This is a genomic window from Streptomyces sp. NPDC087215 (genome assembly GCF_044744885.1).
GTDB lineage: Bacteria > Actinomycetota > Actinomycetes > Streptomycetales > Streptomycetaceae > Streptomyces.
Window position 1 is genome coordinate 1,025,544 of the sequence record NZ_JBIUZD010000002.1, and the last position, 25,543, is coordinate 1,051,086.

At 71.7% G+C, this 25,543-nt stretch carries 24 protein-coding genes; 15 read left to right on the forward strand and 9 right to left on the reverse strand.

Translation table 11 applies throughout. The features are described from left to right. Window positions 1–32: 32 nt before the first annotated feature. Genes ACIO92_RS09185 through ACIO92_RS09195 form a run of 3 tightly spaced genes read left to right on the forward strand, consistent with a single transcriptional unit; the run spans window position 33 to window position 2,653 of the window. A complete protein-coding gene (locus ACIO92_RS09185) occupies window positions 33–923 on the forward strand; it encodes a sterol desaturase family protein (RefSeq protein WP_366443107.1) in 891 nt (296 codons plus the stop codon). Beyond that, entirely contained in the window at window positions 920–1,591 is a 672-nt protein-coding gene (locus tag ACIO92_RS09190) for a lysoplasmalogenase (protein WP_366443108.1), read from the forward strand. The genes ACIO92_RS09185 and ACIO92_RS09190 overlap by 4 nt, the downstream gene beginning before the upstream one ends. Before the next feature lie 18 nt (window positions 1,592–1,609). Beyond that, a complete protein-coding gene (locus tag ACIO92_RS09195) occupies window positions 1,610–2,653 on the forward strand; it encodes a zinc-dependent alcohol dehydrogenase family protein (protein ID WP_401235558.1) in 1,044 nt (347 codons plus the stop codon). On the opposite strand, the gene ACIO92_RS09200 is transcribed toward ACIO92_RS09195, so the two are convergent. Both ACIO92_RS09200 and ACIO92_RS09205 read right to left on the reverse strand, forming a co-directional pair. Continuing rightward, window positions 2,643–4,004 carry a CoA transferase gene (locus tag ACIO92_RS09200; RefSeq protein WP_366443110.1) on the reverse strand — a complete coding sequence of 454 codons (1,362 nt, stop codon included), beginning with the start codon at window positions 4,002–4,004 and terminating at the stop codon, window positions 2,643–2,645. The two genes, ACIO92_RS09195 and ACIO92_RS09200, sit on opposite strands and share 11 nt — an antisense overlap. Window positions 4,005–4,218: 214 nt before the next feature. Then, window positions 4,219–5,760 carry a S8 family serine peptidase gene (locus ACIO92_RS09205; protein WP_366443111.1) on the reverse strand — a complete coding sequence of 514 codons (1,542 nt, stop codon included), beginning with the start codon at window positions 5,758–5,760 and terminating at the stop codon, window positions 4,219–4,221. A 273-nt stretch (window positions 5,761–6,033) separates the two neighbouring features. On the opposite strand from ACIO92_RS09205, the gene ACIO92_RS09210 reads away from it, so the two are divergent. The 3 genes from ACIO92_RS09210 to moaA all read left to right on the forward strand — a co-directional run bounded on the left by ACIO92_RS09210 (window position 6,034) and on the right by moaA (window position 9,209). Further along, window positions 6,034–6,405 (forward strand): DUF485 domain-containing protein, encoded by a 372-nt coding sequence (locus ACIO92_RS09210; RefSeq protein WP_366443112.1) that lies wholly within the window; start codon window positions 6,034–6,036, stop codon window positions 6,403–6,405. Further along, window positions 6,402–8,042, forward strand: a complete 1,641-nt coding sequence (locus ACIO92_RS09215; protein ID WP_402279138.1) for a cation acetate symporter — start codon at window positions 6,402–6,404, stop codon at window positions 8,040–8,042. The genes ACIO92_RS09210 and ACIO92_RS09215 overlap by 4 nt, the downstream gene beginning before the upstream one ends. 177 nt (window positions 8,043–8,219) lie before the next feature. Continuing rightward, window positions 8,220–9,209, forward strand: coding sequence for a GTP 3',8-cyclase MoaA (gene moaA / locus ACIO92_RS09220; protein ID WP_402279135.1), 990 nt, complete (start codon window positions 8,220–8,222; stop codon window positions 9,207–9,209). Here the strand turns inward: moaA and ACIO92_RS09225 are convergent. Both ACIO92_RS09225 and ACIO92_RS09230 read right to left on the reverse strand, forming a co-directional pair. Beyond that, window positions 9,192–9,410, reverse strand: a complete 219-nt coding sequence (locus ACIO92_RS09225; RefSeq protein ID WP_366443115.1) for a hypothetical protein — start codon at window positions 9,408–9,410, stop codon at window positions 9,192–9,194. The genes moaA and ACIO92_RS09225 overlap by 18 nt on opposite strands. A gap of 183 nt (window positions 9,411–9,593) precedes the next feature. Further along, window positions 9,594–9,938 carry a DUF3099 domain-containing protein gene (locus tag ACIO92_RS09230; RefSeq protein WP_402279132.1) on the reverse strand — a complete coding sequence of 115 codons (345 nt, stop codon included), beginning with the start codon at window positions 9,936–9,938 and terminating at the stop codon, window positions 9,594–9,596. A gap of 169 nt (window positions 9,939–10,107) precedes the next feature. Between ACIO92_RS09230 and ACIO92_RS09235 the strand changes: the two genes are divergently transcribed. After that, entirely contained in the window at window positions 10,108–10,383 is a 276-nt protein-coding gene (locus ACIO92_RS09235; RefSeq protein WP_366443117.1) for a GlsB/YeaQ/YmgE family stress response membrane protein, read from the forward strand. Window positions 10,384–10,610: 227 nt separating this feature from the next. Here the strand turns inward: ACIO92_RS09235 and tyrS are convergent, their stop codons facing one another. The 3 genes from tyrS to ACIO92_RS09250 form a co-directional block, all read right to left on the reverse strand. Beyond that, complete coding sequence (gene tyrS / locus ACIO92_RS09240) at window positions 10,611–11,879, reverse strand: tyrosine--tRNA ligase (RefSeq protein WP_366446175.1); 1,269 nt, start codon at window positions 11,877–11,879, stop codon at window positions 10,611–10,613. A 59-nt stretch (window positions 11,880–11,938) separates the two neighbouring features. Next, a complete protein-coding gene (locus ACIO92_RS09245; protein ID WP_401235551.1) occupies window positions 11,939–13,330 on the reverse strand; it encodes a metallopeptidase TldD-related protein in 1,392 nt (463 codons plus the stop codon). 254 nt (window positions 13,331–13,584) lie between these two features. Continuing rightward, window positions 13,585–15,108 carry a TldD/PmbA family protein gene (locus tag ACIO92_RS09250; protein ID WP_402279127.1) on the reverse strand — a complete coding sequence of 508 codons (1,524 nt, stop codon included), beginning with the start codon at window positions 15,106–15,108 and terminating at the stop codon, window positions 13,585–13,587. A gap of 284 nt (window positions 15,109–15,392) precedes the next feature. On the opposite strand from ACIO92_RS09250, the gene fabG reads away from it, so the two are divergent. The 3 genes from fabG to ACIO92_RS09265 all read left to right on the forward strand — a co-directional run bounded on the left by fabG (window position 15,393) and on the right by ACIO92_RS09265 (window position 17,592). Further along, window positions 15,393–16,097 carry a 3-oxoacyl-[acyl-carrier-protein] reductase gene (gene fabG / locus ACIO92_RS09255; protein WP_366446178.1) on the forward strand — a complete coding sequence of 235 codons (705 nt, stop codon included), beginning with the start codon at window positions 15,393–15,395 and terminating at the stop codon, window positions 16,095–16,097. A 4-nt stretch (window positions 16,098–16,101) separates the two neighbouring features. Further along, window positions 16,102–16,878, forward strand: a complete 777-nt coding sequence (gene fabI, locus ACIO92_RS09260; protein WP_366446179.1) for an enoyl-ACP reductase FabI — start codon at window positions 16,102–16,104, stop codon at window positions 16,876–16,878. A gap of 300 nt (window positions 16,879–17,178) precedes the next feature. Then, complete coding sequence (locus tag ACIO92_RS09265) at window positions 17,179–17,592, forward strand: hypothetical protein (RefSeq protein ID WP_402279122.1); 414 nt, start codon at window positions 17,179–17,181, stop codon at window positions 17,590–17,592. Here ACIO92_RS09265 and ACIO92_RS09270 read toward each other — a convergent pair. After that, a complete protein-coding gene (locus tag ACIO92_RS09270) occupies window positions 17,543–18,250 on the reverse strand; it encodes an FCD domain-containing protein (RefSeq protein ID WP_366446181.1) in 708 nt (235 codons plus the stop codon). The two genes, ACIO92_RS09265 and ACIO92_RS09270, sit on opposite strands and share 50 nt — an antisense overlap. 62 nt (window positions 18,251–18,312) lie before the next feature. Between ACIO92_RS09270 and ACIO92_RS09275 the strand changes: the two genes are divergently transcribed. The 4 genes from ACIO92_RS09275 (at window position 18,313) to ACIO92_RS09290 (ending at window position 20,811) form a co-directional block, all read left to right on the forward strand. After that, window positions 18,313–19,761 (forward strand): CynX/NimT family MFS transporter, encoded by a 1,449-nt coding sequence (locus tag ACIO92_RS09275; protein ID WP_402279119.1) that lies wholly within the window; start codon window positions 18,313–18,315, stop codon window positions 19,759–19,761. A gap of 17 nt (window positions 19,762–19,778) precedes the next feature. Next, the gene (locus ACIO92_RS09280) at window positions 19,779–19,895 is read left to right on the forward strand and encodes an SGM_5486 family transporter-associated protein (protein ID WP_366446183.1); all 117 of its coding nucleotides are present in this window, start codon (window positions 19,779–19,781) and stop codon (window positions 19,893–19,895) included. A 158-nt stretch (window positions 19,896–20,053) separates the two neighbouring features. Next, on the forward strand, window positions 20,054–20,257 hold the full coding sequence (locus ACIO92_RS09285; RefSeq protein ID WP_402279115.1) for a hypothetical protein: 204 nt from the start codon (window positions 20,054–20,056) through the stop codon (window positions 20,255–20,257). Between the two features lie 35 nt (window positions 20,258–20,292). Then, on the forward strand, window positions 20,293–20,811 hold the full coding sequence (locus ACIO92_RS09290) for a histidine phosphatase family protein (RefSeq protein WP_366446185.1): 519 nt from the start codon (window positions 20,293–20,295) through the stop codon (window positions 20,809–20,811). A gap of 509 nt (window positions 20,812–21,320) precedes the next feature. On the opposite strand, the gene serB is transcribed toward ACIO92_RS09290, so the two are convergent. Then, window positions 21,321–22,535 (reverse strand): phosphoserine phosphatase SerB, encoded by a 1,215-nt coding sequence (gene serB, locus ACIO92_RS09295; RefSeq protein ID WP_366446186.1) that lies wholly within the window; start codon window positions 22,533–22,535, stop codon window positions 21,321–21,323. Between the two features lie 294 nt (window positions 22,536–22,829). On the opposite strand from serB, the gene ACIO92_RS09300 reads away from it, so the two are divergent. Continuing rightward, window positions 22,830–25,445 carry an FHA domain-containing protein gene (locus ACIO92_RS09300; RefSeq protein ID WP_402279111.1) on the forward strand — a complete coding sequence of 872 codons (2,616 nt, stop codon included), beginning with the start codon at window positions 22,830–22,832 and terminating at the stop codon, window positions 25,443–25,445. Window positions 25,446–25,543 lie beyond the last annotated feature (98 nt).

Below are 25,543 nucleotides of genomic sequence, written 5' to 3' on the forward strand. Positions count from 1 at the left end.
GCGCCCCCGCCCCCGCCTCTACCGTCGTCGGCATGTCGAACCTGCCCGATGTCGTGCTCTGGTCCATACCGGCGTTCGTCCTGCTCACCGTCGTGGAGGTGGTGAGCCACCGGATCCGTCCCGACGAGGACGCCGCCGGGTACGAGGCCAAGGACGCCGCCACCAGCCTCGGCATGGGCCTGGGAAGCCTCTTCTTCGACGCCTTGTGGAAGATCCCCGTCGTCGCGGTCTACACCGCCGTCCACGAGCTGACCCCGCTCCGCGTCCCCGTCCTGTGGTGGACGATCCCGCTCATGCTGCTCGCGCAGGACTTCCTCTACTACTGGCAGCACCGCGGCCACCACGTCGTCCGCGTCCTGTGGGCCTGCCACGTCGTCCACCACAGCAGCCGCAGGTTCAACCTCACCACCGCCCTGCGCCAGCCGTGGACCAGCGTCACCAGCTGGCCGTTCTACCTGCCGATGATCGCCCTCGGGGTCCACCCGGCAGCCGTCGCCTTCTGCTACTCGGTCAACCTCGTCTACCAGTTCTGGGTCCACACCGAACGCGTCGGCAGACTGCCCCGCCCCTTCGAGTACCTCCTCAACACCCCCTCCCACCACCGCGTCCACCACGCCTCCCAGGGCGGCTACCTGGACCGGAACTTCGGCGGCATCCTCATCGTCTGGGACCGGATGTTCGGCTCCTGGGTGGGCGAGACCGAACGGCCCGTCTACGGACTCACCAAGAACATCGGGACCTACAACCCGCTGCGCGTCGCCACCCACGAGTACGCCGCCATCGCCCGCGACCTGCGCACCGCGCACGGCTGGCGCGAACGCGCCGGACACCTCTTCCGCGGCCCCGGCTGGCAGCCCTCCGCCCCCGCCGCCCGCCCCGACACCCGACCGACCGCCCCCACCGCCCCGGAGGCGACCGCGTGAACACCGCCACCCCCGCCGACACCGCCCGCACCACCCCCCGTACCGTCTCCCGCGTCCTGCTCGCCGCCTTCGTGCTCGCCGCCGCCGCCGACCTGCTCTCCCTGCTCGCCGGGGCCGACCTCGGCCACCGGATCGCCAAGCCCCTCCTGCTGCCGCTGCTCGCCGCGTACGCCGTCACCCGGGGCGCCCCCCGGCTGCTGACCGCCGCGCTCCTCTTCGGCTGGGGCGGCGACGTCTTCCTGCTCCTCGACGCCGACTGGGCCTTCCTCGTCGGCATGGGCTCCTTCGCCGTGGGACACGTCTGCTACCTGGTCCTCTTCGGCCGCCGCCGCACCTCCCCGGCACTCGGCGCCCTCTACGCCGCCGCCCTCGTCGGCACCGTCCTCCTCCTCTGGCCCGACCTCCCCGCCGACCTGCGCCTCCCGGTCGCCTGCTACTCCCTGCTGCTCACCGCCATGGCCTACCGGGCCAGCTCCCTCGGGCTCGCGGCGGGCATCGGCGGCGCCCTCTTCCTGCTCTCGGACACCCTCATCGCCGCCGGGATCGCCGACTGGCCCCAGCTGCCCGCGCCCGACTTCTGGGTCATGCTCACCTACCTCGCCGCCCAGTACCTGCTGACCTCGGGCGCCCTCCGTGCGCTGTACGGTGAAAGTCGTACAAACGTCTGACAGCAAGGACCGTCCGTCATGCGCGCCACCACCATCCACGCCCCGTTCGACCTGCGCGTGGAGGACGTGCCCGACCCGGTGCTCCAGGACCCCACCGACGTCGTCGTCCGCGTCCTGCGCGCCTGCGTCTGCGGCAGCGACCTGTGGGCCTACCGGGGCGAGTCGGCCCGCCGCCCCGGCCAGCGCATCGGCCACGAGTTCCTCGGCGTCGTGGAGGCGGCCGGCCCCGAGGTCACCGGCTTCACCACCGGCGACCTCGTCGTCGCCCCCTTCGTCTGGTCCGACGGCACCTGCGACCACTGCGCCGAGGGCCTCCAGACCTCCTGCCCGCGCGGCGGCTTCTGGGGCTCGGTCGGCTCCGACGGCGGCCAGGGCGAGGCCGTCCGGGTGCCCTTCGCCGACGGCACCCTGGTCAAGCTCCCCGCCGACGCCGCCTCCGACGACCGGCTCCTGACCGCCCTGCTCGCCCTCTCCGACGTCCTCGGCACCGGCCACCACGCCGCCCTCGGCGCGGGCGCCCGGCCCGGCGCCACCGTCGCCGTCGTCGGTGACGGAGCCGTCGGCCTCTGCGGTGTCCTCGCCGCCAAGCGCCTCGGCGCCGAACGGATCATCGCCCTCGGCCGCCACACCGCCCGCACCGACATCGCCCGCCTCTTCGGCGCCACCGACGTCGTCGCCGAACGCGGCGAGGCCGCCGAGGCCGCCGTCCGCGAACTCACCGGCGGCCAGGGCGCCCACGGCGTCATCGAGGCCGTCGGCACCGAGCAGTCCATGCGCACCGCCGTCGCCATCGCCCGGGACGGCGGCTCCGTCGGCTACGTCGGCGTCCCGCACGGCAGCGGAACCGGCCTCGACCTCTCCGTCATGTTCGACCGGAACATCGCCCTGCGCGGCGGCGTCGCCCCCGTCCGCGCCTACATCCCGGAGCTGCTCCCGGACGTCCTCGACGGCACGATCGACCCGTCACCGGTCTTCGACCTGACCGTCGGCCTCGACGGCGTCCCCGGCGGCTACCGGGCCATGGACGAGAGGACGGCGCTCAAGGTCCTCGTCAAGCCGTGAGCCAGCGGGGGACGTCGGCCCCCGCGACCCCCGGCGGACGCGACCAGTCACCCGGCCCGCCCTCGTACGACACCGGCGACCGCGCGTACCGCAGCCTGCCGAGCGGCCCGTCCGACTCCGCGAGGTACGGCTCGGGCCGTACGGGGGCACCGCCGGTGCCCCCGGGCCCGTGGGGGAGGGACGGCGCGTGCGTCAGCCAGTGGCCCGTCCGCGCCAGGCCCAGCCGGACCAGCCTGCTCCCGCCGTCCCGGTCCTGCTCGGTGAGCGACCGCAGCACCGCCGCCGCCAGGAGGTAGCCGGTGCCGTGGTCCAGGGCCTGCGCGGGCAGCGCGCCCGGAGCGTCCGCCGACCCTTCCGTGACCGCGATCCCGGTCGCCGCCTGCACCAGGCTGTCGAAACCCCGCCGCCCGCCCCAGGGCCCGAAGTCGCCCCAGGCGGAGAGCCGCGCGGTGACCAGGCCCGGTGGTCGGCCGGTGCCGGTGAGGAAACGGTCGAGGGCGCCCGGCCGGTAGCCGGTGACGAGCACGTCGGCGGCGCCGAGGAGTTCCCCGAAGGTCCGCAGGTCGGACCGGCGGGTCAGGTCGAGCGCCGAGGTCCGCTTGCCGACGTCGGTGTCCGCGTGCTGGTCGGGCAGCTCCGGACTGTCCGGCGGGTCGATCCTCAGCACGTCCGCGCCGAGCAGCGCGAGCGTCCTGGTCGCCACCGGTCCGGCGATCACCCGGGTCAGGTCGAGCACCCGCAGGGGTCCGTGGCGCCGCCGGGGCGGGGCCTCGTCGAGCCGCTCCCGGGTCAGCACCGGGCGCGCCGCCACCTCCCGGCCCTGCTCGTGCGCCGCCCACTCCCCGGGCGTGCGCAGGGCCACGGCCAGGCCCCCGGCCGCGTACACCGCCGTCTCGGTCCCGACGGCCGTGCGCTCGCCGATCGCCGCCGCCACCGCCGCCACGGTCTCCGTGACCCCCACGGCCTCGTCGCGCACACCGAGCGCGGACAGCAACGCGGCCCGGTGGTGCGGGTAGTTGGCATGGGTGCGGACCCAGCCGTCGCGGGCCCGCCAGAACCGGGACAGCGGGGCGAAGTTCACCGGGGCCCGTCCGTCGATCCGCAGCTGGCGCTCGCTGACGAAGGCGGTGGCGACGGCCCCCTCGTCCACCCGCACCGGGCCGGGCAGTCCGGCCCGTTCGACGGCGGCGAGCCCGGCGACCGCGACCGTGGCACGGGCCAGGTCCCGCACCGGCAGCCGCGCGGGCAGCACCCCGGCGGGCCCGCCGTACTCCACCCGGTCGAGCAGGGCGGGATCGCCGCCCAGGGCCGACCACAGCGACTCCGTACCCCTGCGCACCGTGTTGTCCATGGGGCCAGTGTGGCACTGGGTGCCATGCGAAGGGCCCTGGCGCGAAACTGCCGCACCAGGGCCCTCGTTCGAGCCCCCGCCGTGGCCGACGGGCTCTCGTTCACACACCCGCCGTGGCCGACGGGCTTCGTCCACCGGCCCGCCGTCACCGACGGGTCAGCGTCCACCGCACCCGGTGGTCACCGGAGTGCGGTGCCCCGTGGAGCTACCGCCGTCAGGGGCGGACGGCGTCCAGCGCGTCGATCAGACCGACTCCGTAGAAGCCGTTCTTGTTCTTGCCGCCCTCGCAGACGGCGTCGATCTTGCCGTCACCGTTGATGTCGTACGGGTTGGTGCACGCGCGCTTGTCGGCCTGCGCGTACAGCAGCGCCTTCAGGGTCGCGGGGCCCGCCTTCGGGAACGTCGACTTCAGGAGCGCGAGGACGCCCGCCGCGTGCGGCGAGGCCATCGACGTACCGGCCTTGTAGTTGTAGCCGCCGTTGACCGTGGTCGACAGGATCAGGCCGTTGGTCGCCGGGGCGTCCGGGGTCTGGTACGCGGTGCGGTCACCACCGGGGGCGGCGATGTCGATGACGCCCCGGCCGTAGTTGGAGTACGAGGCCTTCAGGCCCTTCGCTCCGGTCGCGGAGACCGTGACGACGCCCGGGAGCATCGCCGGGTAGTCCAGGCACTCCTTCGGGTTGATGACACGGTCGCCCGGGGTGCTGTCGTTCGGGCTGCTGTTGTCGACGATCGAGTCGGCGGCCAGGTCGAAGTTCGAGTTGCCGGCTGCGGCGACGTTGACCGTGCCCTTGCGCTCCGCGTAGCGGCTGGCGCGGGTGACGGCCTCGATGAGGGCCCCCTGGTCCGCGTCGTTCTTGCACGCGAACATCCACGGGTCGGTGTAGTAGCTGTTGTTCGTGACGGCGATGCCGTTCTCGGCCGCCCAGACGAAGCCGCAGACCACTGCCTCGGTGTAGAAGAAGCCGTCCGGGGTGGACACCTTGATGCCCGCGAGCTTCACACCGGGGGCGACACCGGTGATGCCGATGCCGTTCTTCGCGGCGGCGATCGTACCGGCGACGTGGGTGCCGTGGTCGCTCTCGCCCGCCTTCGGACGCCAGGAGCCGGGCGTGGTGTCGGGCTTGCCGGACACGCAGTTGGCCGAGGCCTTGGCGTTGAAGTTCGGGGCCAGGTCCGGGTGGGTGTCATCGACACCGGTGTCGATGACACCGACGGTGACGCGCTTGCTGCCCAGGGTCTTCTTGTGGGCCTTGTCGGCCTTGATCGCGGGGAGGTCCCACTGCAGGGGCTCAAGGGCGTCCTGCTCGTCCGTGGCGCGGGCCGCGGCGGCCTTGGCCTCGGCCTCGGTCAGGACCTGGGTGCCGCCGCCGATCGCGTTGTCGCTCTGCACGGAGAGCGGAGCGGTACGGGTCGAACCGGCCGACACCACACCACGGGCCTTGCGGATCGTCTTCGCGAACTCGGGGTTCTGCGAGTGGACGACTATGACGCCTATCTGGTCGTACGAGATGACCACCTCGCCACCCGCGGCGGCTATGGCCTTCTTCACGGAGGCGGCGGTCTTGCGGCCGTCCCCGACGTTCACGACGTACGACAGCTTCGGGCCGTTCGTCGCCGCGACCGCGGCCGCCGGAGCGTCACTCAGTTCCGCGGCGGAGGCGGCGCCGGAGGGAAGGAAGCCGAGCGAGGCCGTGAGCGCGAGACCAACCGGCAGAGCGAGAGCTCGGCCGCGCCTCGATCCCAGATGAGCCATGGGTTCTCCACATCATCCGTACGTGTCCGTCCGCGCGCGGGTTTACGCACGAACAGGTGTATGACGAGTGAAGCTATCGCTGATCTTCCTCAGCCTTCAATGAGTTGAGAAGACTTCATGAAGATCTGCGCAAGAAAATCTCCCGGTGAACCGCTTCGCTTCCCGCTCCGTGCCGTTGTGCAGGGGAGGGGTTCCAGCCGGAACCCCGTCGTCCGCACCCCGGGTGAGGCCCCCTTGACCACGCCGTCCATTCCCGCGTCACGAGGAGATTCCGTGGCTACCGAAGCACCGCCGCCCAGAGACGGCACGGAGACCGCCACCGGTCCCGCACAGCCCACGACGGAGGAGTTCGTCGAGGTCCAGCGGAGCGGGGAGTTCGGCGAACTGCGGCACACCTACCGCTCGTTCGCCTTCCCGCTGACCCTGGCCTTCATCGCCTGGTACCTGCTGTACGTGCTGCTCTCCAACTACGCGGGCGGCTTCATGGGCGCCAAGGTCTTCGGCCACGTCAACGTGGCCCTCGTGATGGGCCTCGGCCAGTTCGCCACGACCTTCCTCATCGCCTGGCTCTACTCGCGGCACGCGGCACGCCGCCTCGACCCCAAGGCCGAGGCCATCAGAACCCGTATGGAGGGCGACGCATGAGCACCCCCGTCCTGCTCGCGGCGGGCAACGCCACCAGCGAGCACCGGCCGCTGATCATCGCCCTCTTCGGGGCCTTCGTCATCGCGACCCTGATCATCACCGTCTGGGCGGGCCGCCAGACCCGCAGCACCGCTGACTTCTACGCGGGCGGCGGCCAGTTCACCGGCTTCCAGAACGGCCTCGCCATCTCCGGCGACTACATGTCCGCCGCGTCCTTCCTCGGCATCAGCGGCGCCATCGCCCTCTACGGCTACGACGGCTTCCTCTACTCGATCGGCTTCCTCGTCGCCTGGCTCGTCGCCCTGCTCCTGGTCGCCGAACCCCTGCGCAACTCCGGCCGCTTCACCATGGGCGACGTCCTCGCCTACCGGATGCGCCAGCGGCCCGTCAGGACCGCCGCGGGCACCTCCACCATCGTCGTCTCGATCTTCTACCTGCTCGCCCAGATGGCCGGCGCCGGCGTCCTCGTCTCGCTGCTGCTCGGCATCACCAGCGACGGCGGCAAGGTCGCGATCGTCGCCCTGGTCGGCGTCCTGATGATCGTCTACGTGACCATCGGCGGCATGAAGGGCACCACCTGGGTGCAGATGGTGAAGGCCGTCCTGCTCATCGCGGGCACGCTCCTCATCACCTTCCTCATCCTCCTCAAGTTCGACTTCAACCTCTCCGACCTGCTCGGCGCCGCCGCCACCAACAGCGGCAAGGGCGACGCCTTCCTGGAGCCCGGCCTCAAGTACGGCGTCAGCGCCCTGTCGAAGCTGGACTTCCTCTCGCTCGGCATCGCGCTGGTCCTCGGCACGGCCGGTCTGCCGCACATCCTGATCCGCTTCTACACGGTGCCGACCGCCAAGGCCGCCCGTAAGTCGGTCAACTGGGCCATCGGCATCATCGGCGGGTTCTACCTGATGACGATCGTCCTCGGCTTCGGCGCCGCCGCCCTGCTGAAGAACAGCGACATCATCGCCTCCAACAAGGCGGGCAACACCGCCGCCCCGCTCACCGCCCTGGAGGTCGGCGGCGGCGCGGGCTCGACCGGCGGCGCGATCCTGCTGGCCGTCATCTCGGCCGTCGCCTTCGCGACCATCCTCGCGGTCGTCGCCGGACTGACCCTGGCCTCCTCCTCGTCGTTCGCCCACGACATCTACGCCAATGTGATCCGGCGCGGACAGGCCACCGAGAAGGAGGAGATGCGGGCCGCCCGCTGGGCGACCGTCCTCGTCGGCGTCGTCTCCATCGCGCTCGGCGCCCTCGCCCGCGACCTCAACGTCGCCGGTCTGGTGGCCCTGGCCTTCGCCGTCGCGGCCTCCGCCAACCTGCCGACGATCCTCTACTCGCTGTTCTGGAAGCGCTTCACCACCCAGGGCGCGCTGTGGTCGATCTACGGCGGGCTGGCCTCCTCCGTCGTCCTCGTCCTCTTCTCCCCGGTCGTCTCCGGCGGCCCGGCCTCGATGTTCAAGGGCGTGGACTTCCACTGGTTCCCGCTGGAGAACCCCGGCCTCGTCTCGATCCCGCTCGGCTTCCTCCTCGGCTGGCTCGGCTCGCTCCTCTCCAAGGAGGAGCCGGACGCGGGCAAGTACGCCGAGCTGGAGGTCAAGTCCCTCACCGGCGTCGGGGTCGGCGAGGCGGTGAAGCACTGACCGGAGCGCAGCGGTCCGTACACGGTCCGCGACCACGGGGAGGCCGCGTCGTAGAGTCCTACGACGCGGCCTCCCCGGTCCCGTGACAATCTGCCCTCCTCGCTGTCCGAGGGCTCACGTAGTCTCAGAACACACGCATCCGCACCACGCGTCCGCAAGACGGGAAGGGGGCCCACAGTGCTCATCGACACCTACGGCCGGGTGGCCACCGATCTCCGCGTCTCGCTCACGGACCGCTGCAACCTGCGCTGCACGTACTGTATGCCGGAGGAGGGCCTCCAGTGGCTCGCCAAACCGGACCTGCTCACCGACGACGAGATCGTCCGTCTCGTCCGCCTCGCCGTCACCCGCCTCGGCGTCACCGAGGTCCGTTTCACCGGCGGTGAACCCCTGCTCCGCCCCGGTCTCGTCGGCATCGTCGAGCGCTGCGCGGCCCTGGAGCCGAGACCCCGGATCTCCCTCACCACCAACGGCATCGGCCTCAAGCGCACCGCCGCCGCCCTCGCGGCCGCGGGACTCGACCGCGTCAACGTCTCCCTGGACACCCTGCGCCCCGAGGTCTTCAAGGCGCTCACCCGGCGTGACCGCCACCGGGACGTCCTGGACGGCATGGCCGCCGCCCGGGACGTCGGACTCGCCCCGGTCAAGATCAACGCCGTCCTGATGCCGGGACTCAACGCCGACGAGGCCCCCGATCTGCTCGCCTGGGCGATCACACAGCGGTACGAGCTCCGCTTCATCGAGCAGATGCCGCTGGACGCCCAGCACGGCTGGAAGCGCGACGGAATGATCACCGCCGGTGACATCCTGGAGTCCCTGCGCACCCGCTTCACCCTGACCCCCGAGGGCGCCGACGAGCGCGGCTCGGCCCCCGCCGAGCGCTGGACCGTGGACGGCGGACCGCACACGGTCGGCGTCATCGCCTCCGTCACCCGCCCGTTCTGCCGGGCCTGCGACCGGACCCGGCTCACCGCCGACGGGCAGGTGCGGACCTGTCTGTTCGCCACCGAGGAGACGGACCTGCGGGCCGCGCTCCGCTCCGGCGCACCGGACGAGGAGATCGCCGCGCTGTGGGAGCGGGCGATGTGGGGCAAGAAGGCGGGCTCGGGCCTCGACGACCCGAGCTTCCTCCAGCCCGAGCGCCCGATGTCAGCGATCGGCGGCTGACTCCCACTCGGCGAGCGGGACGACGTCCTTCAGGAAGCCCCGTACGCTCAGGAACTGGGAGAGGTGCTCGCGGTGTTCGTCGCACGCGAGCCAGGTCTTGCGCCGCTCGGGCGTGTGCAGCTTGGGGTTGTTCCACGCCAGGACCCAGACGGCGTCGGCGCGGCAGCCCTTGGCGGAACAGATCGGATTCTCTTCGCTCATCCGGTCATTGTCCGGCAAAGGCGATGCCGAGCAGCCACGGGGGGAGCTGCCCGGCATCGGTCTGTCGCTCCGACGGGGGATGCGGAGCGCGTACGCAGTATGTCACGGCACCTGGGGTGCGGTGCACCGGAACTTCATGATTGATCTGATGCTTTTACTGAGGTTCCGGCCACTGTCAGTGACTCATTTCCGGCCGCTCGAAGGGTCGTCGTCCCGGCCCTCCGGGGCCTCGTCGGAGGCCAGCGCCGGACGTACCGGAGCCGGTACGAAAGTGGAGGGAAGGGACGGAGTCGACTCGCGGCCCGCGTTCGCGACGACCACGGCGACGTAGGGGAGCAGGATGCCCAGGGCCAGCGCCACGACGGCCACGTGCCGCTCGACGTTCCACAGCACCGCCGCCGCGATCACGGACAGTGTGCGGACCGTCATGGAGATGATGTAGCGCCGCTGCCGCCCCCGCACGTCGTCGGCGAGCCCCTGCCGGGCCCCCGTGATCCGGATGACCTCGCTTCCGCCGCGCTTCCGCATCGTCCTCCACCATCCGCCGCTCGCGCCGGACCCTCCCCGGTCCGGACCTCGCTCCACGGTACGCCCGCCCTCCCGCGCCGACGAGACCGGGGCACGGATGGCGGTGTCCGACATGCGCCGTGCGGAGGATGGGCCGAGACTGGGCGCAGACCCACAGAAGGAGGCGACCATGGGCTGGTTGTGGGCGATCATCGTAGGACTCGTCCTCGGTCTGATCGCGAAGGCGATCCTGCCGGGGAAACAGCAGATCCCGCTCTGGCTGACGATCGTGTTCGGCATGGTCGGCAGCCTTCTCGGCAACGCCGTAGCGACCTGGATCGGAGTCAACGACACCAGCGGCATCGACTGGATCCGCCATCTGCTCCAGCTGATCGGCGCCATCGTGGTGGTCGGAGTCGGCGACATGCTCTGGGTCTCGATGAAGGGCAACAGACAGCGGAGCTGACCCGCACGGAGAGCAGCGGAGAACCGGAGGCCCGGTGCCACACCTCAGGTGTGGCACCGGGCCTCCGGGTCTCCGCTGCTCTCCTGCGGAAGGACTCACGGCAAGCGGCTCGTGAGGCCCTTCACCCGTGCGAGGCCCTTCACCCGCGCGAGCCCTTCCCGTGAAGCACTCGCGCGAAAGGCCGCATGGGACATCCGCTCACGGGAGAAGGGCTCGCGCCGAAGGGGTCACGCCCCCGCGAACTCGATCGCCGCCAGGTTCTTCTTGCCGCGCCGCAGCACCAGCCAGCGCCCGTGCAGCAGGTCGTCGGCCGACACCTCGGCGTCCTCGGCGGTGACCTTCACGTTGTTCACGTACGCCCCGCCCTCCTTCACCGTGCGCCGCGCCGCCGACTTGCTCGCCACCAGACCGACCTCGGCGAACAGGTCGACGACCTGGCCCAGCTCGGTCACCCGGGCGTGCGGCAGCTCGGACAGGGCGGCGGCCAGCGTCGCCCCGTCCAGCTCGGTCAGGTCGCCCTGCCCGAACAGCGCCTTGGAGGCGTCGATGACGGCCGCGCACTGGTCGGCGCCGTGCACCAGGGCGGTCAGCTCCTCCGCGAGCGCCCGCTGCGCGGCCCGTGCCTGCGGTCGCTCGGCGGTCTGCGCCTCCAGCGCCTCCAGCTCCTCGCGGGACCTGAAGGACAGGATGCGCAGGTACGTGGAGATGTCCCGGTCGTCCACGTTCAGCCAGAACTGGTAGAACGCGTACGGGGTCGTCATCTCCGGGTCCAGCCAGACGGCCCCGCCCTCGGTCTTGCCGAACTTGGTGCCGTCCGCCTTCACCATCAGCGGGGTGGCGAGCGCGTGCGCGTGCGCCCCCGGCTCCAGGCGGTGGATCAGGTCGAGACCGGCCACCAGGTTGCCCCACTGGTCCGAGCCGCCCTGCTGGAGCGTGCAGCCGTACCGGCGGTACAGCTCCAGGAAGTCCATGCCCTGGAGCAGCTGGTAGCTGAACTCCGTGTAGCTGATGCCCTGCTCGGACTCCAGACGGCGGGCCACGGAGTCCTTGGTCAGCATCTTGTTGACCCGGAAGTGCTTGCCGATGTCCCGCAGGAACTCGATCGCCGACAGACCGGCGGTCCAGTCCAGGTTGTTCACCATGACCGCGGCGTTCTCCCCCTCGAAGGAGAGGAAGGGCTCGATCTGGGTGCGCAGCCGGTCCACCCAGTTCGCGACCGTCTCGGGGTCGTTCAGGGTGCGCTCGGCCGTCGGCCGCGGGTCACCGATCTGGCCGGTGGCCCCGCCGACCAGCGCCAGCGGCCGGTGCCCGGCCTGCTGGAGCCGGCGGACGGTGAGGACCTGCACCAGGTGCCCCACGTGGAGACTGGCCGCGGTCGGGTCGAAACCGCAATAGAACGTCACGGGACCGTCCGCGAGAGCCTTGCGCAGTGCGTCCTCGTCGGTGGACTGGGCGAAGAGCCCGCGCCACTTCAGCTCGTCGACGATGTCGGTCACGATCGTCCGTCTCCTCGTGATGTGTGGTGGGAGTAGTTGTTTCGGCCAGTCTAGGCGGGTCAGACCCCCTTGCTGACCGAGCTCATGTTGAAGTCGGGCACCCGCAGGGCGGGCATGGCGGCCCGGGTGAACCAGTCGCTCCACTCGCGCGGCAGCGTCTTCTCCGTCCGGCCCGCCTCGGAGGCCCGCGACAGCAGGTCCACCGGCGACTCGTTGAACCGGAAGTTGTTGACCTCGCCGACCACCTCGCCGTTCTCGACGAGGTAGACGCCGTCCCGGGTCAGACCGGTCAGCAGCAGTGTCGCCGGGTCCACCTCGCGGATGTACCAGAGGCAGGTCAGCAGCAGACCGCGCTCGGTGGCGGCCACCATCTCCTCCAGGGACTTCTCGCCGCCGCCGTCCAGGATCAGGTTCCCCGCTCCCGGCGCCACGGGCGAGCCGGTGAGGGCCGCCGTGTGCCGGGTGGTGATCAGGTGCGCCAGCTTCCCGTCCCGGACCCAGTCCACCGGTGCGACCGGCAGCCCGTTGTCGAAGACGGACGAGTCGTCGCCGGAGGAGTGCGCGATCACGAACGGCGCGGACTCCAGGCCCGGCTCGTTCGGGTCGCTGCGCAGGGTCAGCGGCAGCGGGGAGAGGGTCTCGCCGAGCCGGGTGCCGCCGCCGGGCTTGGAGAAGACCGTACGGCCCTCCACCGCGTCCCGGGCCGTCGACGACCACAGCTGGTAGATCAGCAGGTCGGCCACGGCCGTCGGCGGCAGCAGCGTCTCGTACCGCCCGGCGGGCAGCTCGATCCGCCGCTCCGCCCAGCCGAGCCGGGTCGCCAGCTCCGCGTCGAGCGCGGCCGGGTCGACGTCCTTGAAGTCCCGGGTGGACCGGCCCGCCCAGGCGGAGCGCGAGCGGTCGGGGGACTTGGCGTTCAGCTCCAGGGTGCCGTTCGGCTGGTCGTGCCGGAGCCGCAGCCCCGTCGACGTCCCCAGATAGGTGGAGGTCAGCTCGTGGTTGGCGAAGCCGTACAGCTCGCGGCCACCGGCCCGAGCGCGGGCGAAGGCCTCGCCGAGCGCCGGAGCGAAGTCGGCGAACACGGCGGAGGAGGTCTCCACCGGGGCGTCCGTGAAGTCGGGCGACGAGGGCACCCCCGTGACCAGCGGCTGCGCGTCCTCGGCGGGTCCCGCGGCGCGCGCGGCCGCCTCGGCGGCCCGTACCAGCGGCTCCAGGTCGTCGGCGGTCACGGCGGACCGGGAGACGACACCGGAGGCGGTGCCCCGGGAGCCGTCGACGGTCGCGACGATCGTCAGCGTCCGGCCCCGGGTCACGCCGTTGGTGGTGAGCGCGTTGCCCGCCCACCGCAGATTGGCCGAGGACTCCTCGTCCGCGATGACGACGCACCCGTCGGCACGGGACAGCTCAAGGGCCCGCTCGACGATCTCGTACGGCTTGCTGACGCGGCTCATCGACCGGCCTCCTGCGTCGTGTTCAGGCTGTGCCTGCCCGGGTGACGACCCCCGGACCCCCAGCGGATCGTGTGGCGGACGTTCATCGACCGGCCTCCTGCGTCGTGTTCAGGCTGTGCCTGCCCGGGTGACGACCCCCGGACCCCCGGCGGATCGTGTGGCGGACGTTCATCGACCGGCCTCCTGCGTCGTGTTCAGGCTGTGCCTGCCCGGGTGACGACCCCCGGACCCCCGGCAGATCGTGTGGCGGACGTTCATCGACCGGCCTCCTGCGTCGTGTTCAGAATGTTGACGCCCCGGAAGAGGGCGGAGGGGCAGCCGTGGGAGACCGCGGCGACCTGGCCCGGCTGGGCCTTGCCGCAGTTGAAGGCGCCACCGAGGACGTACGTCTGCGGGCCGCCGACCTGCTCCATCGAGCCCCAGAAGTCGGTGGTCGTCGCCTGGTAGGCCACGTCCCGGAGCTGCCCGGCCAGTCGGCCGTTCTCGATGCGGAAGAAGCGCTGCCCGGTGAACTGGAAGTTGTAGCGCTGCATGTCGATCGACCACGAGCGGTCGCCGACCACGTAGATGCCCCGCTCCACCCCGCCGATCAGGTCCTCGGTGGACAGCCCGCCGGGGTCCGGCTGGAGCGAGACGTTCGCCATCCGCTGCACCGGCACGTGCGCGGGGGAGTCCGCGAAGGCACAGCCGTTCGACCTGCCGAGCCCGGTGAGCTTCGCGATCCGCCGGTCCAGCTGGTAGCCGACGAGCGTGCCGTCCTTCACCAGGTCCCAGCTCTGCCCCTCGACGCCCTCGTCGTCGTACCCGATCGTCGCGAGCCCGTGCTCGGCGGTCCGGTCGCCCGTCACGTTCATGATCGAGGAGCCGTACGCCAGCTTGCCCAGCTGGTCGAAGGTGGCGAAGGACGTGCCCGCGTACGCCGCCTCGTAGCCGAGCGCCCGGTCCAGCTCGGTGGCGTGGCCGATCGACTCGTGGATGGTCAGCCAGAGGTTCGACGGGTCCACGACCAGGTCGTACCGGCCCGCCTCGGCGCTGGGCGCCCGCATCTTCTCGGCGAGCAGCCCCGGGATCTCGTCCAGCTCCCTGTCCCAGTCCCAGCCGGTGCCGGTCAGGTACTCCCAGCCCCGCCCGGCCGGCGGGGCGATCGTCCGCATCGAGTCGAACTCGCCGGTCGTCTCGTCGACGGCCACCGCCGTCAGCTGCGGGTGCAGCCGGACGCGCTGCTGCGTGGTCACGGTCCCCGCCGTGTCCGCGTAGAACTTGTTCTCGTGGACGGTGAGCAGCGAGGCGTCCACGTGCGCCACGCCGTCCGCGCGCAGCAGCCGCGCGCTCCAGTCGGCGAGCAGCGCGCTCTTCTCCTCGGCGGGCACCGAGAAGGGGTCGATCTCGTACGAGGAGATCCAGACCTTGTCCTCGTGCACCGGCTCCGCCGCCAGCTCCACCCGCTCCTCGGACCCGGCCGCCGTGATGACCCGCGCGGACAGCTGGGCCATGGCCACCGCCTGCGAGGCGACCCGGGCGGCCCCGTCCATGGTCAGGTCCACCCCGGAGGCGAACCCCCAGGCCCCGCCGTGCACCACCCGTACCGCGTACCCGAGGTCGGTGGTGTCCGAGGAACCGGACGGTTTGGCGTCGCGCAGCCGCCAGGAGGCGCTGCGCACCCGCTCCAGACGGAAGTCGGCGTGCTCGGCACCCAGCGCGCGTGCTCGGGCGAGCGCCGCGTCGGCGAGCGCCCGCAACGGCAGCGCGACGAACGAAGGGTCGATCTGATGGACCACGAGCGGCCTCGCTCTCGGCGATCAAAAGGCGGCGGTTGGACTGCCCGCGCAGTCAATCACGCCTCGGGGCGCGGGGGCGGCGCATTGTCGCGCTCCGCCGTCCCGGGGCGCGCGGGGACGGCGTGCGGCGCAGACGGGAGCCCTGTACGGATCCCCCGCCAGGCCCCCGAGCTGTAGGGACTCGACAGTTGCGCCGGTATGCGACTGTCGGAGGTCGATTCCTCATGTCGGGAGCGATACCGATAGGTTTTCGGCTACCAGACCGCTATCGAAAGGGTGATCCGTTGAGCCGCTCGGTTCTCGTCACCGGAGGAAACCGGGGCATCGGCCTCGCCATCGCCCGCGCATTCGCCGAGGCGGGCGACAAGGTCGCCATCACGTACCGTTCCGGCCTGCCGCCGGAGGGGTTCCTCGCGGTGAAGTGCGACATCACCGACAGCGATCAGGTGGAGCGGGCGTACAAGGAGATCGAGGAGAAGCACGGTCCGGTGGAGGTCCTCGTGGCCAACGCCGGCGTGACGAAGGACCAGCTCCTGATGCGCATGTCCGAGGAGGACTTCACGTCCGTCCTCGACACCAACCTCACCGGCACCTTCCGGGTCGTCAAGCGCGCCAACCGGGGGATGCTGCGCGCCAAGAAGGGCCGGGTCGTCCTGATCTCCTCGGTCGTCGGTCTGCTGGGCTCCGCGGGCCAGGCCAACTACGCCGCCTCCAAGGCGGGCCTGGTCGGTTTCGCTCGTTCCCTCGCGCGTGAGCTGGGCTCGCGCAACATCACGTTCAACGTCGTCGCCCCCGGCTTCGTCGACACCGACATGACCGCGGTGCTCACCGACGAGCAGCGCGCGGGCATCGTGTCGCAGGTGCCGCTGGGCCGTTACGCGCAGCCCGAGGAGATCGCCGCCGCGGTGAAGTTCCTCGCCTCGGACGACGCCTCGTACATCACTGGAGCCGTCATCCCGGTTGACGGCGGATTGGGCATGGGTCACTGATCACATGAGCGGAATTCTCGAGGGCAAGCGCATCCTGATCACCGGTGTGCTGATGGAGTCCTCCATCGCCTTCCACGCCGCGAAGCTGGCCCAGGAGCAGGGTGCGGAGATCATCCTCACCGCCTGGCCCCGGCCGTCGCTGACCGAGCGCATCGCCAGGAAGCTGCCCCACCCCGACAAGGTCAAGGTCCTGGAGCTCGACGTCTCCAACGACGAGCACCTCGCGCGCCTCGAAGGCCAGGTCCGCGAGCACCTCGGTGACCGTCTCGACGGCGTGGTGCACTCGATCGGCTTCGCTCCGCAGGACGCGCTCGGCGGCAACTTCCTCCACACGCCGTTCGAGTCGGTCGCCACCGCCATGCACGTCTCGGCCTTCTCGCTGAAGTCCCTGACGGTGGCGCTGCTGCCGCTGATGACCGAGGGCGGCTCCGTCGTCGGCCTCACCTTCGACGCGCAGTACGCCTGGCCGCAGTACGACTGGATGGGCCCGACCAAGGCGGCCCTGGAGGCCACCAGCCGTTACATGGCCCGTGACCTGGGCAAGCAGAACATCCGCTGCAACCTGATCTCGGCGGGTCCGCTCGGATCGATGGCCGCCAAGTCCATCCCGGGCTTCGACGGACTCGCCTCCGTCTGGGACAGCCGCTCCCCGCTGGAGTGGGACCTCGCCGACCCGGAGCCGGCCGGCCGCGGCATCGTGGCGCTGCTCTCCGACTGGTTCCCGATGACGACGGGCGAGATCATCCACGTCGACGGCGGTCTGCACGCGATCGGCGCGTGACCGTCCGGTACCTCGTGCGGCCGTCCGGTACCTCGTGCGACCGCCGGACACCGGGTGACCGTCCGGTGCCCCGTGCGACCGTTCCGCGTCACGCCTGAGCGGGCTCGGACCCTTCGTCCGTCCGTCCCGTTCCTCCCGTCACGGTCTCCGTGACGCCCCAGGGCCGTGCGCCCGCCCCCGCCGGGCGGTGCACGGCCCTGGGCGTTCCGCAACTCCTGCCCGACTCGAAAAGTCACGCGAACCACCCCAGACTGGGGCGGAGCGTGATGTTCCTGCTACGGGTGGGGAGGAGGTGCGGACATGCGCGTCACCCGGCAAGGACTCGCCGTCTCCGTCTCCGTCGCGGTCCTCTTCACCGGCATGGCCGTCGCCGCCGAGGTGCGGGCCGCGCCCGCCCCCGCCGAGGACCTTCCGGCCGCCGCACCGGCGCGGCGGGAGAGCGGGGAGCCGGAGAACTTCGGCGCCTCCTGCCGGACCGTGGTGCGGGGCTCCCACGTCACCGCGCACTGCCAGAACCCGTACCTCATCACCGACCGGGTCCGGCTGCACGTCGAGTGCGACCGCTGGTGGGACGTGGACACCGACAGCACTCCCGTGGAGGTCGGCCCCGCCGACTACGGCCGGCTCGACGGCCGCTGCTGGAAGGAGGTCCGGGCCGCCTGGCTCACCCACCAGCCCGCGGACCGGACTCCGGCTCCGGTACGGGGCTCCTGAGGCACATGAAGGGGTAACCGGCCGCCTCCGCGCCCGCCCGCTCGGCGTCACCCTCCCGGACGGCGTCCACCAGACGCGCGTGGTCCATGTGGTTCTCCGGCCGCAGCACCCGCCCGATGTCGTCGCGCAGCCACTGCCGCAGCAGATCGCCCAGGTCGGCGTAGAGCTCGGTGAGCACCTCGTTGCCCGAGGCGGCGACGACCGCGTGGTGGAAGGCGGCGTCCACGGTCACGAACCGCTCCGCGTCCCCGGACTCCCACGCCTCGTCCCGTCGTACGAGGAGCGCGTCGAGCTGCTTCAGGTCCCGCTCGGTGCGCCGGACGGCGGCGAGCCGGGCGGCGGCGGACTCCAGCGTCGAGCGCAGCTCGGCGACGTGCCGGGGGTCGGAGCCCGCGAAGCGGCGGTGCATGACGCCCGCCAGCTCACTGGTGGCGATGACATACGTCCCCGAGCCCTGGCGGATGTCGAGGAGTCCGTTGTGGGCGAGCGCCCGCACCGCCTCGCGGACCGTGTTGCGGGCCACCCCGAGCTGCTCGACCAGCTCGGGTTCGGTCGGGATGCGGGAACCCACCGGCCACTCGCCCGAGGTGATCTGGTTCCGCAGCTCGGCGATCACCTGATCGGAGAGACCTGCGCGCCGCGGGTGACCGAGGGCCATGGAGCACCTTCCGTTCGTTCGAGATTGGACAACCAATCATCCCATGATTCTATGATGTCCTCATGCCAGACGAGCCGAAGACCCTCGACCCCGCCGCACGACCGGCCGGGAGCACCGCCGCGGACGGTGCCGTCGGCGCGGCCACCTCCGTACCGGCCACCTCCGCACAGGCCACCTCCGTACCGGTCACCACCGCACAGGCGGTCTCCGCACCGGTGACCTCCGCGAAGGCGAACGGAAGGGCCGCCACCGACTCTCCCGCACCCGCCCCGGCGCTCCGCTGGACCCTCGGTCTCGTCACCGTCGGCCTCGTCCTCGCCGCGCTGAACCTGCGCCCCGCCATCACCAGCCTCGGCGCCCTCCTCGAAGACGTCAGCGCCGACCTGCACATGAGCGGCAGCCTCGCCGGGGTCCTGACCTCCGTGCCGCCGCTCTGCTTCGCGGTCTTCGGCATCACCGCCCCGCGCCTCGCCCGCCGCTTCGGCCCCGCCGCCGTCGTCTGCGCGGGCATGGCCGCGATCTTCGCCGGGCTGCTCCTGCGGTCCTTCGCCACCGGCACCCCCGCCTTCCTCGCCGCCAGCGCCCTCGCCCTCATGGGCATCGCCGTCAGCAACATCCTGATGCCCGTCATCGTCAAGCGGTACTTCCCCGACCGCGTCGGCAGCATGACCGGCCTCTACTCCATGGCGCTGGCCCTCGGCACCTCCCTCGCCGCCGCCGCCACCGTCCCCGTGACCGAGGCCCTCGGCGGCGACTGGCGTCTCGGCCTCGGCATCTGGGCGGTCCTCGCGGCGCTCGCCGTGCTGCCCTGGCTGCCGCTGGTGCGCGACCGCACCCTGACCACGGCCACGTCCCCGGGCGCACCGGCCACCACCGCCCCCGCCGGGGCCGCGCCGACCGGCGGGTCCGGCCCGGTCGCGTCCGCCGCCGCCCCGCGCGTCGGCCGCAGCCCCACCGCCTGGGCGCTCGCCGTGTTCTTCGGACTCCAGGCGACCGGCGCCTACATCACCATGGGCTGGATGCCGCAGATCTTCCGTGACGCGGGCGTCTCCGCCTCCACCGCGGGCGTGCTCCTGGCCGTCACCATGGTCATGGGCGTCCCGCTCGCCTTCGTCATACCCCGGCTCGCGAGCCGGATGAGGACCCAGGGCCCGATCGTCGTCGTGCTCGGACTCTGCGGACTCACCGGCTACACCGGCCTGTTCCTCGCCCCGGCCGGGGGCGCCTGGGCCTGGGCCGTCCTCCTCGGCATCTCCAACTGCGCCTTCCCGCTGGCCCTCACCATGATCGGGATGCGCTCGCGCACCGGCGTCGGAGTCGTCCGGCTCTCCGCCTTCGCGCAGAGCGTCGGCTACCTCATCTCGATCCCCGGCCCCCTCCTCGTCGGCGTGCTCTACCAGCACAGCGGCGGCTGGGGCCTGCCGATCGCGCTCATGGGCGGACTGATGATCCCGCAGATGATCGTCGGCACCCTGGCGGGGAGGGACCGGACGGTCGAGGACGAATGCTGAGATGCGAGACTGTTCCCATGCCAGTCCTCGAACCCAACCCCCCGAACGGCCAGAAGAAGCTGCTCATCGTCTTCGGCGCCATGATCGGCATCACGGTCGTCATCGGCGTCATCGCCTCCCTCGCCTCCCCCTGACACCCCGGCACCCCCACCCCGGGGTGGGGGTAACCCCCGCATCCCCTAGGGGGCACGTCTCAGGGTGAAGTGGGTGGATCACCTGATGGGCCGGAGGGTCCGCGATCCCTAGGTTGGAGACACAGGGAAAACGGAGACTCTCACCCATGGAGGCGGTCATGTCGGCCCACACGTACACCCGGGACCGGCCCACGGCGAGCGGCGTCGACACCCGGCTGCCCTGGTGGGCCCTGGCCCTTCCGGTGGCCGCGTTCCTCGCCCTGCTGTTCCTGATGACCGGGTCGGGAGAGGCCCAGGCACCCCTCGGGGCCCATGGGGTCGGAGGGTTCCTGGAGCGGGTCCAGCAAACGCTCTCTCTCTGAGTCGACACGGCCTGTTTCATGCGAAGCTGAGCACCATGAGCGTCGACACACCCCGCAGGATCGCGCTGCTGCGACACGCCAAGGCGGACTGGAACCAGGAGTCGGACCACGAGCGCCCCCTCGCCGAGCGAGGCCGCGCGGACGCCCCCCTGGTCGGCCGCAAGCTCGCCGGGACCGGCATCGGCTTCGACCTGGCCCTCTGCTCGACCGCCCTCAGAACGCGCGAGACCTGGAAGCTGGCCGTGCAGGCACTGCCGGAGCGCCCCAGGACCGTGTACGAGGAGCGGTTGTACGAGGCTTCGCTCGGTGAGCTCATCGCCCTGCTCAACGAGGTGCCGGACGAGGTCTCCGACCTCCTGGTCATCGGGCACAACCCGGGGATGCACGCGCTCGCCGACGCCCTCGCGGGCGAGGCCGAGGGAGACGCCCTGGCCCGGATGAACCGCAGCGGCTTCCCGACCTCCGCCCTCGCCGTCCTCACCTTCGACGGCTCGTGGAAGTCGGTCGAGCACGGTGTCGGCCGCCTGGCCGAATTCTGGACCCCGCACGCCTGAGCCACACCCACCCGAGCCCGATGCTCCGGCGCCCGCCCCGGTGACCGCTGCCGGGAGGGCGCCGGGCCGTCCTGAACCCGGCGCATCCGAGGGCCGCGCAGATGGCCGCCGCAGGAAAGGCGTCCGTGCCGCCCCGGTCCGGGTGCTCCCCAGCACGCTCGACGGCTCCGCGCTCCCTGCCCAGGCTGCCGGAGCCGTCCTTCCGCGTGCTTCGCGCCCCGGGTTCCGTACGGCCCTGATCCGTACGGAACCCGGCGCGTACGGCGCGACGGATCGCATCCGTACGGCCCTGACCACTACGGCCCGGCCCCGTACGGCGCGACTCCGCGCGGCCCGGACCCGCGGGCCAGAGCCCCGGCCCGCCGGGCCACCCGGCGCGTGGCGGAGCACGGTACGACGAAGGGGCCCGGCCGTCCGACGACGACCGGGCCCTCCCGTACGACTTCCGCTTCCGCCCGGCGGCCGCCCCGCCCGGCGCGGCAGATCCCGCCGGTGCGGCGGCCTTCCGCTCAGTGCAGCAGGTCCTCGCCGCCGTCCGCGGTCTCGACCTCCTCGCGGGTGATCCCCAGGAGATACAGCACGGTGTCCAGGAACGGCACGTTCACCGCCGTGTCCGCGGCCCGTCGCACCACCGGCTTCGCGTTGAACGCCACCCCGAGCCCGGCGGCGTTCAGCATGTCCAGATCGTTCGCCCCGTCGCCGATCGCCACCGTCTGCGCCAGCGGCACACCCGCCTCCTCGGCGAACCGGCGCAGCAGCCGCGCCTTGCCCGCCCGGTCCACGATCTCGCCGGTCACCCGCCCGGTGAGCCTGCCGTCCACGATCTCCAGGGTGTTGGCGGAGGCGAAGTCGAGCCCGAGCTGTTCCTTCAGATCGTCCGTGACCTGGGTGAACCCCCCGGAGACGACCCCCACCTGGTAGCCGAGCCGCTTGAGCGTACGGATCAGGGTCCTGGCCCCGGGCGTGAGCCGCACCTCGGCGCGGACCTTCTCGACCACGGAGGCGTCGAGCCCGGCCAGCAGCTTCACCCGCGCGTGCAGGGACTGCTCGAAGTCCAGCTCCCCGCGCATCGCCGCCTCCGTCACCTCGGCGACCTTGTCCTCGCAGCCCGCGTGCGCCGCGAAGAGCTCGATCACCTCGTCCTGGATCAGCGTCGAGTCGACGTCCATGACGACGAGCCGCTGGGCCCGCCGGTGCAGCCCGGCGGAGACCACGGCCACATCGACGCCGATGGTGTGCGCCTCGGTGGCCAGCGCCGTCCGCAGCGGCTCGGTCCCACAGCCGGATACGGCGAACTCGACCGCCGTGACCGGGTACTTCGCCAGCCGGAAGATACGGTCGATGTTGCCGCCGGACTCCGTGATCCTGGCCGCTATGGCCGCGGTCTGCTCCGAGGTCAGCGGGTTGCCCAGCACGGTGACGTGCGAGCGCCCCTCGCCCCGGGGACGGTTGTCACCGGTGCCGGAGATGATCTCGGCCTGGAGCTTCAGGGACTCGGCCCAGCTGTGCACGGTGGCCCGGAGCTCGCCCTGCGAGGCGACGGTCGGCTCGGTGACGAGCGCGCACAGGACGAGACGGCCGCGGGAGACGACCTGCTCGATGTCCACGACGTCGACGGAGTAGGCGGCGAGGGTGTCGAAGAGTCCCGCGGTGATCCCGGGACGGTCCTTCCCGAAGATCTTGACGAGAAGGGTGGGGACGTCTGAGGTCTGCGATGCGCTCATGGTGCTTCCACCGTATCGGGCACGCCCCGCCACCCGGCCCCCCGTCCCGCCCAGCGGACACCCGAGTGGTCGCGCGGACGCCCCGGAGGACCCCGTGCGGTACGCGCGGGCGCGCGGGCGGAAGCGCGCGGGCGGAAGCGAGCGGAGGCGAAGCGGGCGGAACGGAGGGGCGGAGGTTCCACCGGGTCCGCGCCCGGCCCGACTTCCGGAGAGGGGACCGGGCCTGAAATAGTTCCCCCCGGATGTTCGCCATCCCTGGACCCCCGGCGACGGGGGTACATCGGGGGACAAGTAGTGGGGCATGGAGTGCCGGAACTCGTACTGGAATTGAACGGAAGGACCTGGACGCTCGACCCGTCCAGGTCGTACACCCTGGGCCGTGATCCACAGGGTGACCTGGTCATCGACGACGCCAGGGTCTCGTGGCGCCACGCCACCATCAGCTGGGGCGGCCGGAGTTGGGTCATCGAGGACCACGGCTCCACCAACGGCACGTTCCTGCGGGGGCAGCGGATCCACCAGATGGAGATCGGCCCCGGCTCGGCCGTCCACCTGGGCAACGCGACCGACGGCCCGCGGCTGAATCTCGCCGCCGCCGGGCAGCAGGCCCAGCAGCCGCCGCAGCAGTCGCCGGTGGCCCAGCAGGTCCCGGCCCACCAGCCGGCCGAGCAGGCGGAGTGGGCCGGGCACGACGGCCCGCCGCAGCAGGCACCGCGGCACCAGGGCTGGCAGCAGATCCCGCCCGCACAGCCGCAGGCACCGCACCAGCAGGCACCTCACCAGCAAGCACCGCACCAGCCGATGCCGCACCAGCAAGCACCGCACCAGCAAGCACCTCAGCAGCAGGTACCGCACCAGCAGGGCCCCGACGGCGTCGCGGGGGCGTCGTCGGTCTACGCCGACCGCAGCCCGACCACCTTCCACCAGCTGGCGCTGGGCCGCGTCATGCGGATCGGCCGTGCGCTCGAGAACGAGCTGGTCGTCTCCGACCTCCAGGTCTCGCGCCACCACGCCGAGTTCCACTCGACGCCCGACGGACGCTTCGAGATCCGCGACCTCGGCTCGCACAACGGCACGTACGTCAACGGCCAGCCGATCCCCAAGGGCGGCGCCGCCGTCCTCGGACCGCAGGACATCGTCGGCGTCGGCCACTCGACCTTCCGGATCGTCGAAGGCCGACTCGAAGAGTTCGTCGACACCGGCTCGGTCTCCTTCTCCGCCCGCCACCTCACGGTCACCGTCGACGGCGGCAAGCAGATCCTCAAGGACGTCTCCTTCGGCGTCCCGGAGAAGTCGCTGATCGGCGTCATCGGCCCGTCCGGCTCCGGAAAGTCCACCCTCCTCAAGGCCCTGACCGGCTACCGCCCGGCCAACGAGGGTGACGTCCTCTACGACAACCGGAGCCTCTACAAGCAGTTCGCCGAGCTGCGCCAGCGCATCGGTCTGGTCCCGCAGGACGACATCCTGCACAAGGAGCTGACCGTCCAGAAGGCCCTGCGCTACGCGGCCAAGCTCCGCTTCCCCGGCGACACCGCCCCGACCGAGCGCGAGGCCCGGATCGACGAGGTGCTGCGCGAGCTGAAGCTCGACATCCACAAGGAGAAGAGGGTCACCTCCCTCTCCGGCGGCCAGCGCAAGCGCGTCTCGGTCGCCCTGGAGCTCCTCACCAAGCCCTCGCTGATCTTCCTGGACGAGCCGACCTCCGGTCTCGACCCGGGCATGGACCGCGATGTCATGCAGCTGCTCCGAGGCCTCGCCGACGACGGCCGTACGGTCCTCGTCGTCACTCACTCGGTGGCCGAGCTGGGCCTGTGCGACAAGCTCCTGGTGATGGCCCCCGGCGGCTCCGTGGCGTACTTCGGCCCGCCGGAGGAGGCGCTGAACTTCTTCGGCTACTCCACCTGGGCCGATGTCTTCTCCGCCTTCGAGAACTACCGCGACTACGACTGGGCGGGCCGCTGGAAGGGTTCGCAGCACTACCAGCTGTACGCAGCGGACATCGACGCCGTCGCCGCCCAGCCCGTGCAGATGCCGCACCAGTCGATGGTCCGGCCGCCGAAGCCGCAGGGCTGGGGCTCCCAGCTGTGGACCCTGATCCGCCGCTACGTCTCGGTGATCGCCTCCGACCGGGGCTTCCTGGCCCTGATGGTGATCCTCCCGGCCGTCCTCGGCGCGGTCTCGGTGGTCATCCCGGCCGACTTCGGCCTCGGCGCGCCCGAGCCGCCGGCCCGCTTCAACAGCGACGCCGGAACGATCATGCTGATCCTCGCGGTCGGCATGTGCTTCAGCGGCGCGGCCAACTCCGTCCGTGAGCTGATCAAGGAACGGGTCATCTACGAGCGCGAGCGGGCCACCGGCCTGTCCCGCTCGGCGTACCTGATGTCCAAGGTCATCGTGCTCGGCGTGATCACCGCCCTCCAGGGCGTCATCATCTGCGGCATCGGCTTCTCCACCCGGGCGCTGCCCGCCGAGGGCCTCCTCATGCCCCCGGCGATCGAGCTGTGCGTCCAGGTCATCGCCCTCGGCCTGACCTCGATGATGGTCGGCCTGGTCATCTCCGCGCTGGTGAAGACCGCCGAGAAGACCATGCCGCTGCTGGTCATGTTCGCGATCGTCCAGGTCGTCTTCACCGGCGTCCTCTTCCAGGTCTACGGTTCTCCCGGCCTGGAGCAGTTCGCCTGGCTGATGCCCTCCCGCTGGGCCATCGCGGGCGCGGGCGCCACGCTCGACCTGGGGCACCTGATGCCGCCGTGGGACCGGGACAACCCGCTCGACACCGACCCGCTGTGGGAGCACTCGGTCGGCCAGTGGAGCCTGGACCTCGGCGTCCAGCTCCTGATGGCGACGATCTGCTGCGTCCTGGTCGCGCGCCTGCTGCGCCGCCACGAGCCCGAGGTCATGCGCAAGTAGTGGTCGGGCGGTCCGTACGCCGAAGGGCGGCACCCCGGGTCAGGGGTGCCGCCCTTCGGCGTACGACGGCGCGGAGCGGCGGACCCGGTGCGGTCCGC

Bases quoted from the DNA above. Each gene is read 5' to 3' on its own strand.
- ACIO92_RS09185 (WP_366443107.1), top strand. From the start codon at position 33: ATGTCGAACCTGCCCGATGTCGTGCTCTGGTCCATACCGGCGTTCGTC.
- ACIO92_RS09195 (WP_401235558.1), top strand. From the start codon at position 1,610: ATGCGCGCCACCACCATCCACGCCCCGTTCGACCTGCGCGTGGAGGAC.
- ACIO92_RS09200 (WP_366443110.1), bottom strand. From the start codon at position 4,004: ATGGACAACACGGTGCGCAGGGGTACGGAGTCGCTGTGGTCGGCCCTG.
- ACIO92_RS09205 (WP_366443111.1), bottom strand. From the start codon at position 5,760: ATGGCTCATCTGGGATCGAGGCGCGGCCGAGCTCTCGCTCTGCCGGTT.
- ACIO92_RS09215 (WP_402279138.1), top strand. From the start codon at position 6,402: ATGAGCACCCCCGTCCTGCTCGCGGCGGGCAACGCCACCAGCGAGCAC.
- ACIO92_RS09225 (WP_366443115.1), bottom strand. From the start codon at position 9,410: ATGAGCGAAGAGAATCCGATCTGTTCCGCCAAGGGCTGCCGCGCCGAC.
- ACIO92_RS09230 (WP_402279132.1), bottom strand. From the start codon at position 9,938: ATGCGGAAGCGCGGCGGAAGCGAGGTCATCCGGATCACGGGGGCCCGG.
- ACIO92_RS09235 (WP_366443117.1), top strand. From the start codon at position 10,108: ATGGGCTGGTTGTGGGCGATCATCGTAGGACTCGTCCTCGGTCTGATC.
- ACIO92_RS09245 (WP_401235551.1), bottom strand. From the start codon at position 13,330: ATGAGCCGCGTCAGCAAGCCGTACGAGATCGTCGAGCGGGCCCTTGAG.
- fabI (WP_366446179.1), top strand. From the start codon at position 16,102: ATGAGCGGAATTCTCGAGGGCAAGCGCATCCTGATCACCGGTGTGCTG.
- ACIO92_RS09265 (WP_402279122.1), top strand. From the start codon at position 17,179: ATGCGCGTCACCCGGCAAGGACTCGCCGTCTCCGTCTCCGTCGCGGTC.
- ACIO92_RS09270 (WP_366446181.1), bottom strand. From the start codon at position 18,250: ATGGCCCTCGGTCACCCGCGGCGCGCAGGTCTCTCCGATCAGGTGATC.
- ACIO92_RS09275 (WP_402279119.1), top strand. From the start codon at position 18,313: ATGCCAGACGAGCCGAAGACCCTCGACCCCGCCGCACGACCGGCCGGG.
- ACIO92_RS09280 (WP_366446183.1), top strand. From the start codon at position 19,779: ATGCCAGTCCTCGAACCCAACCCCCCGAACGGCCAGAAGAAGCTGCTC.
- ACIO92_RS09285 (WP_402279115.1), top strand. From the start codon at position 20,054: ATGTCGGCCCACACGTACACCCGGGACCGGCCCACGGCGAGCGGCGTC.
- ACIO92_RS09290 (WP_366446185.1), top strand. From the start codon at position 20,293: ATGAGCGTCGACACACCCCGCAGGATCGCGCTGCTGCGACACGCCAAG.
- serB (WP_366446186.1), bottom strand. From the start codon at position 22,535: ATGAGCGCATCGCAGACCTCAGACGTCCCCACCCTTCTCGTCAAGATC.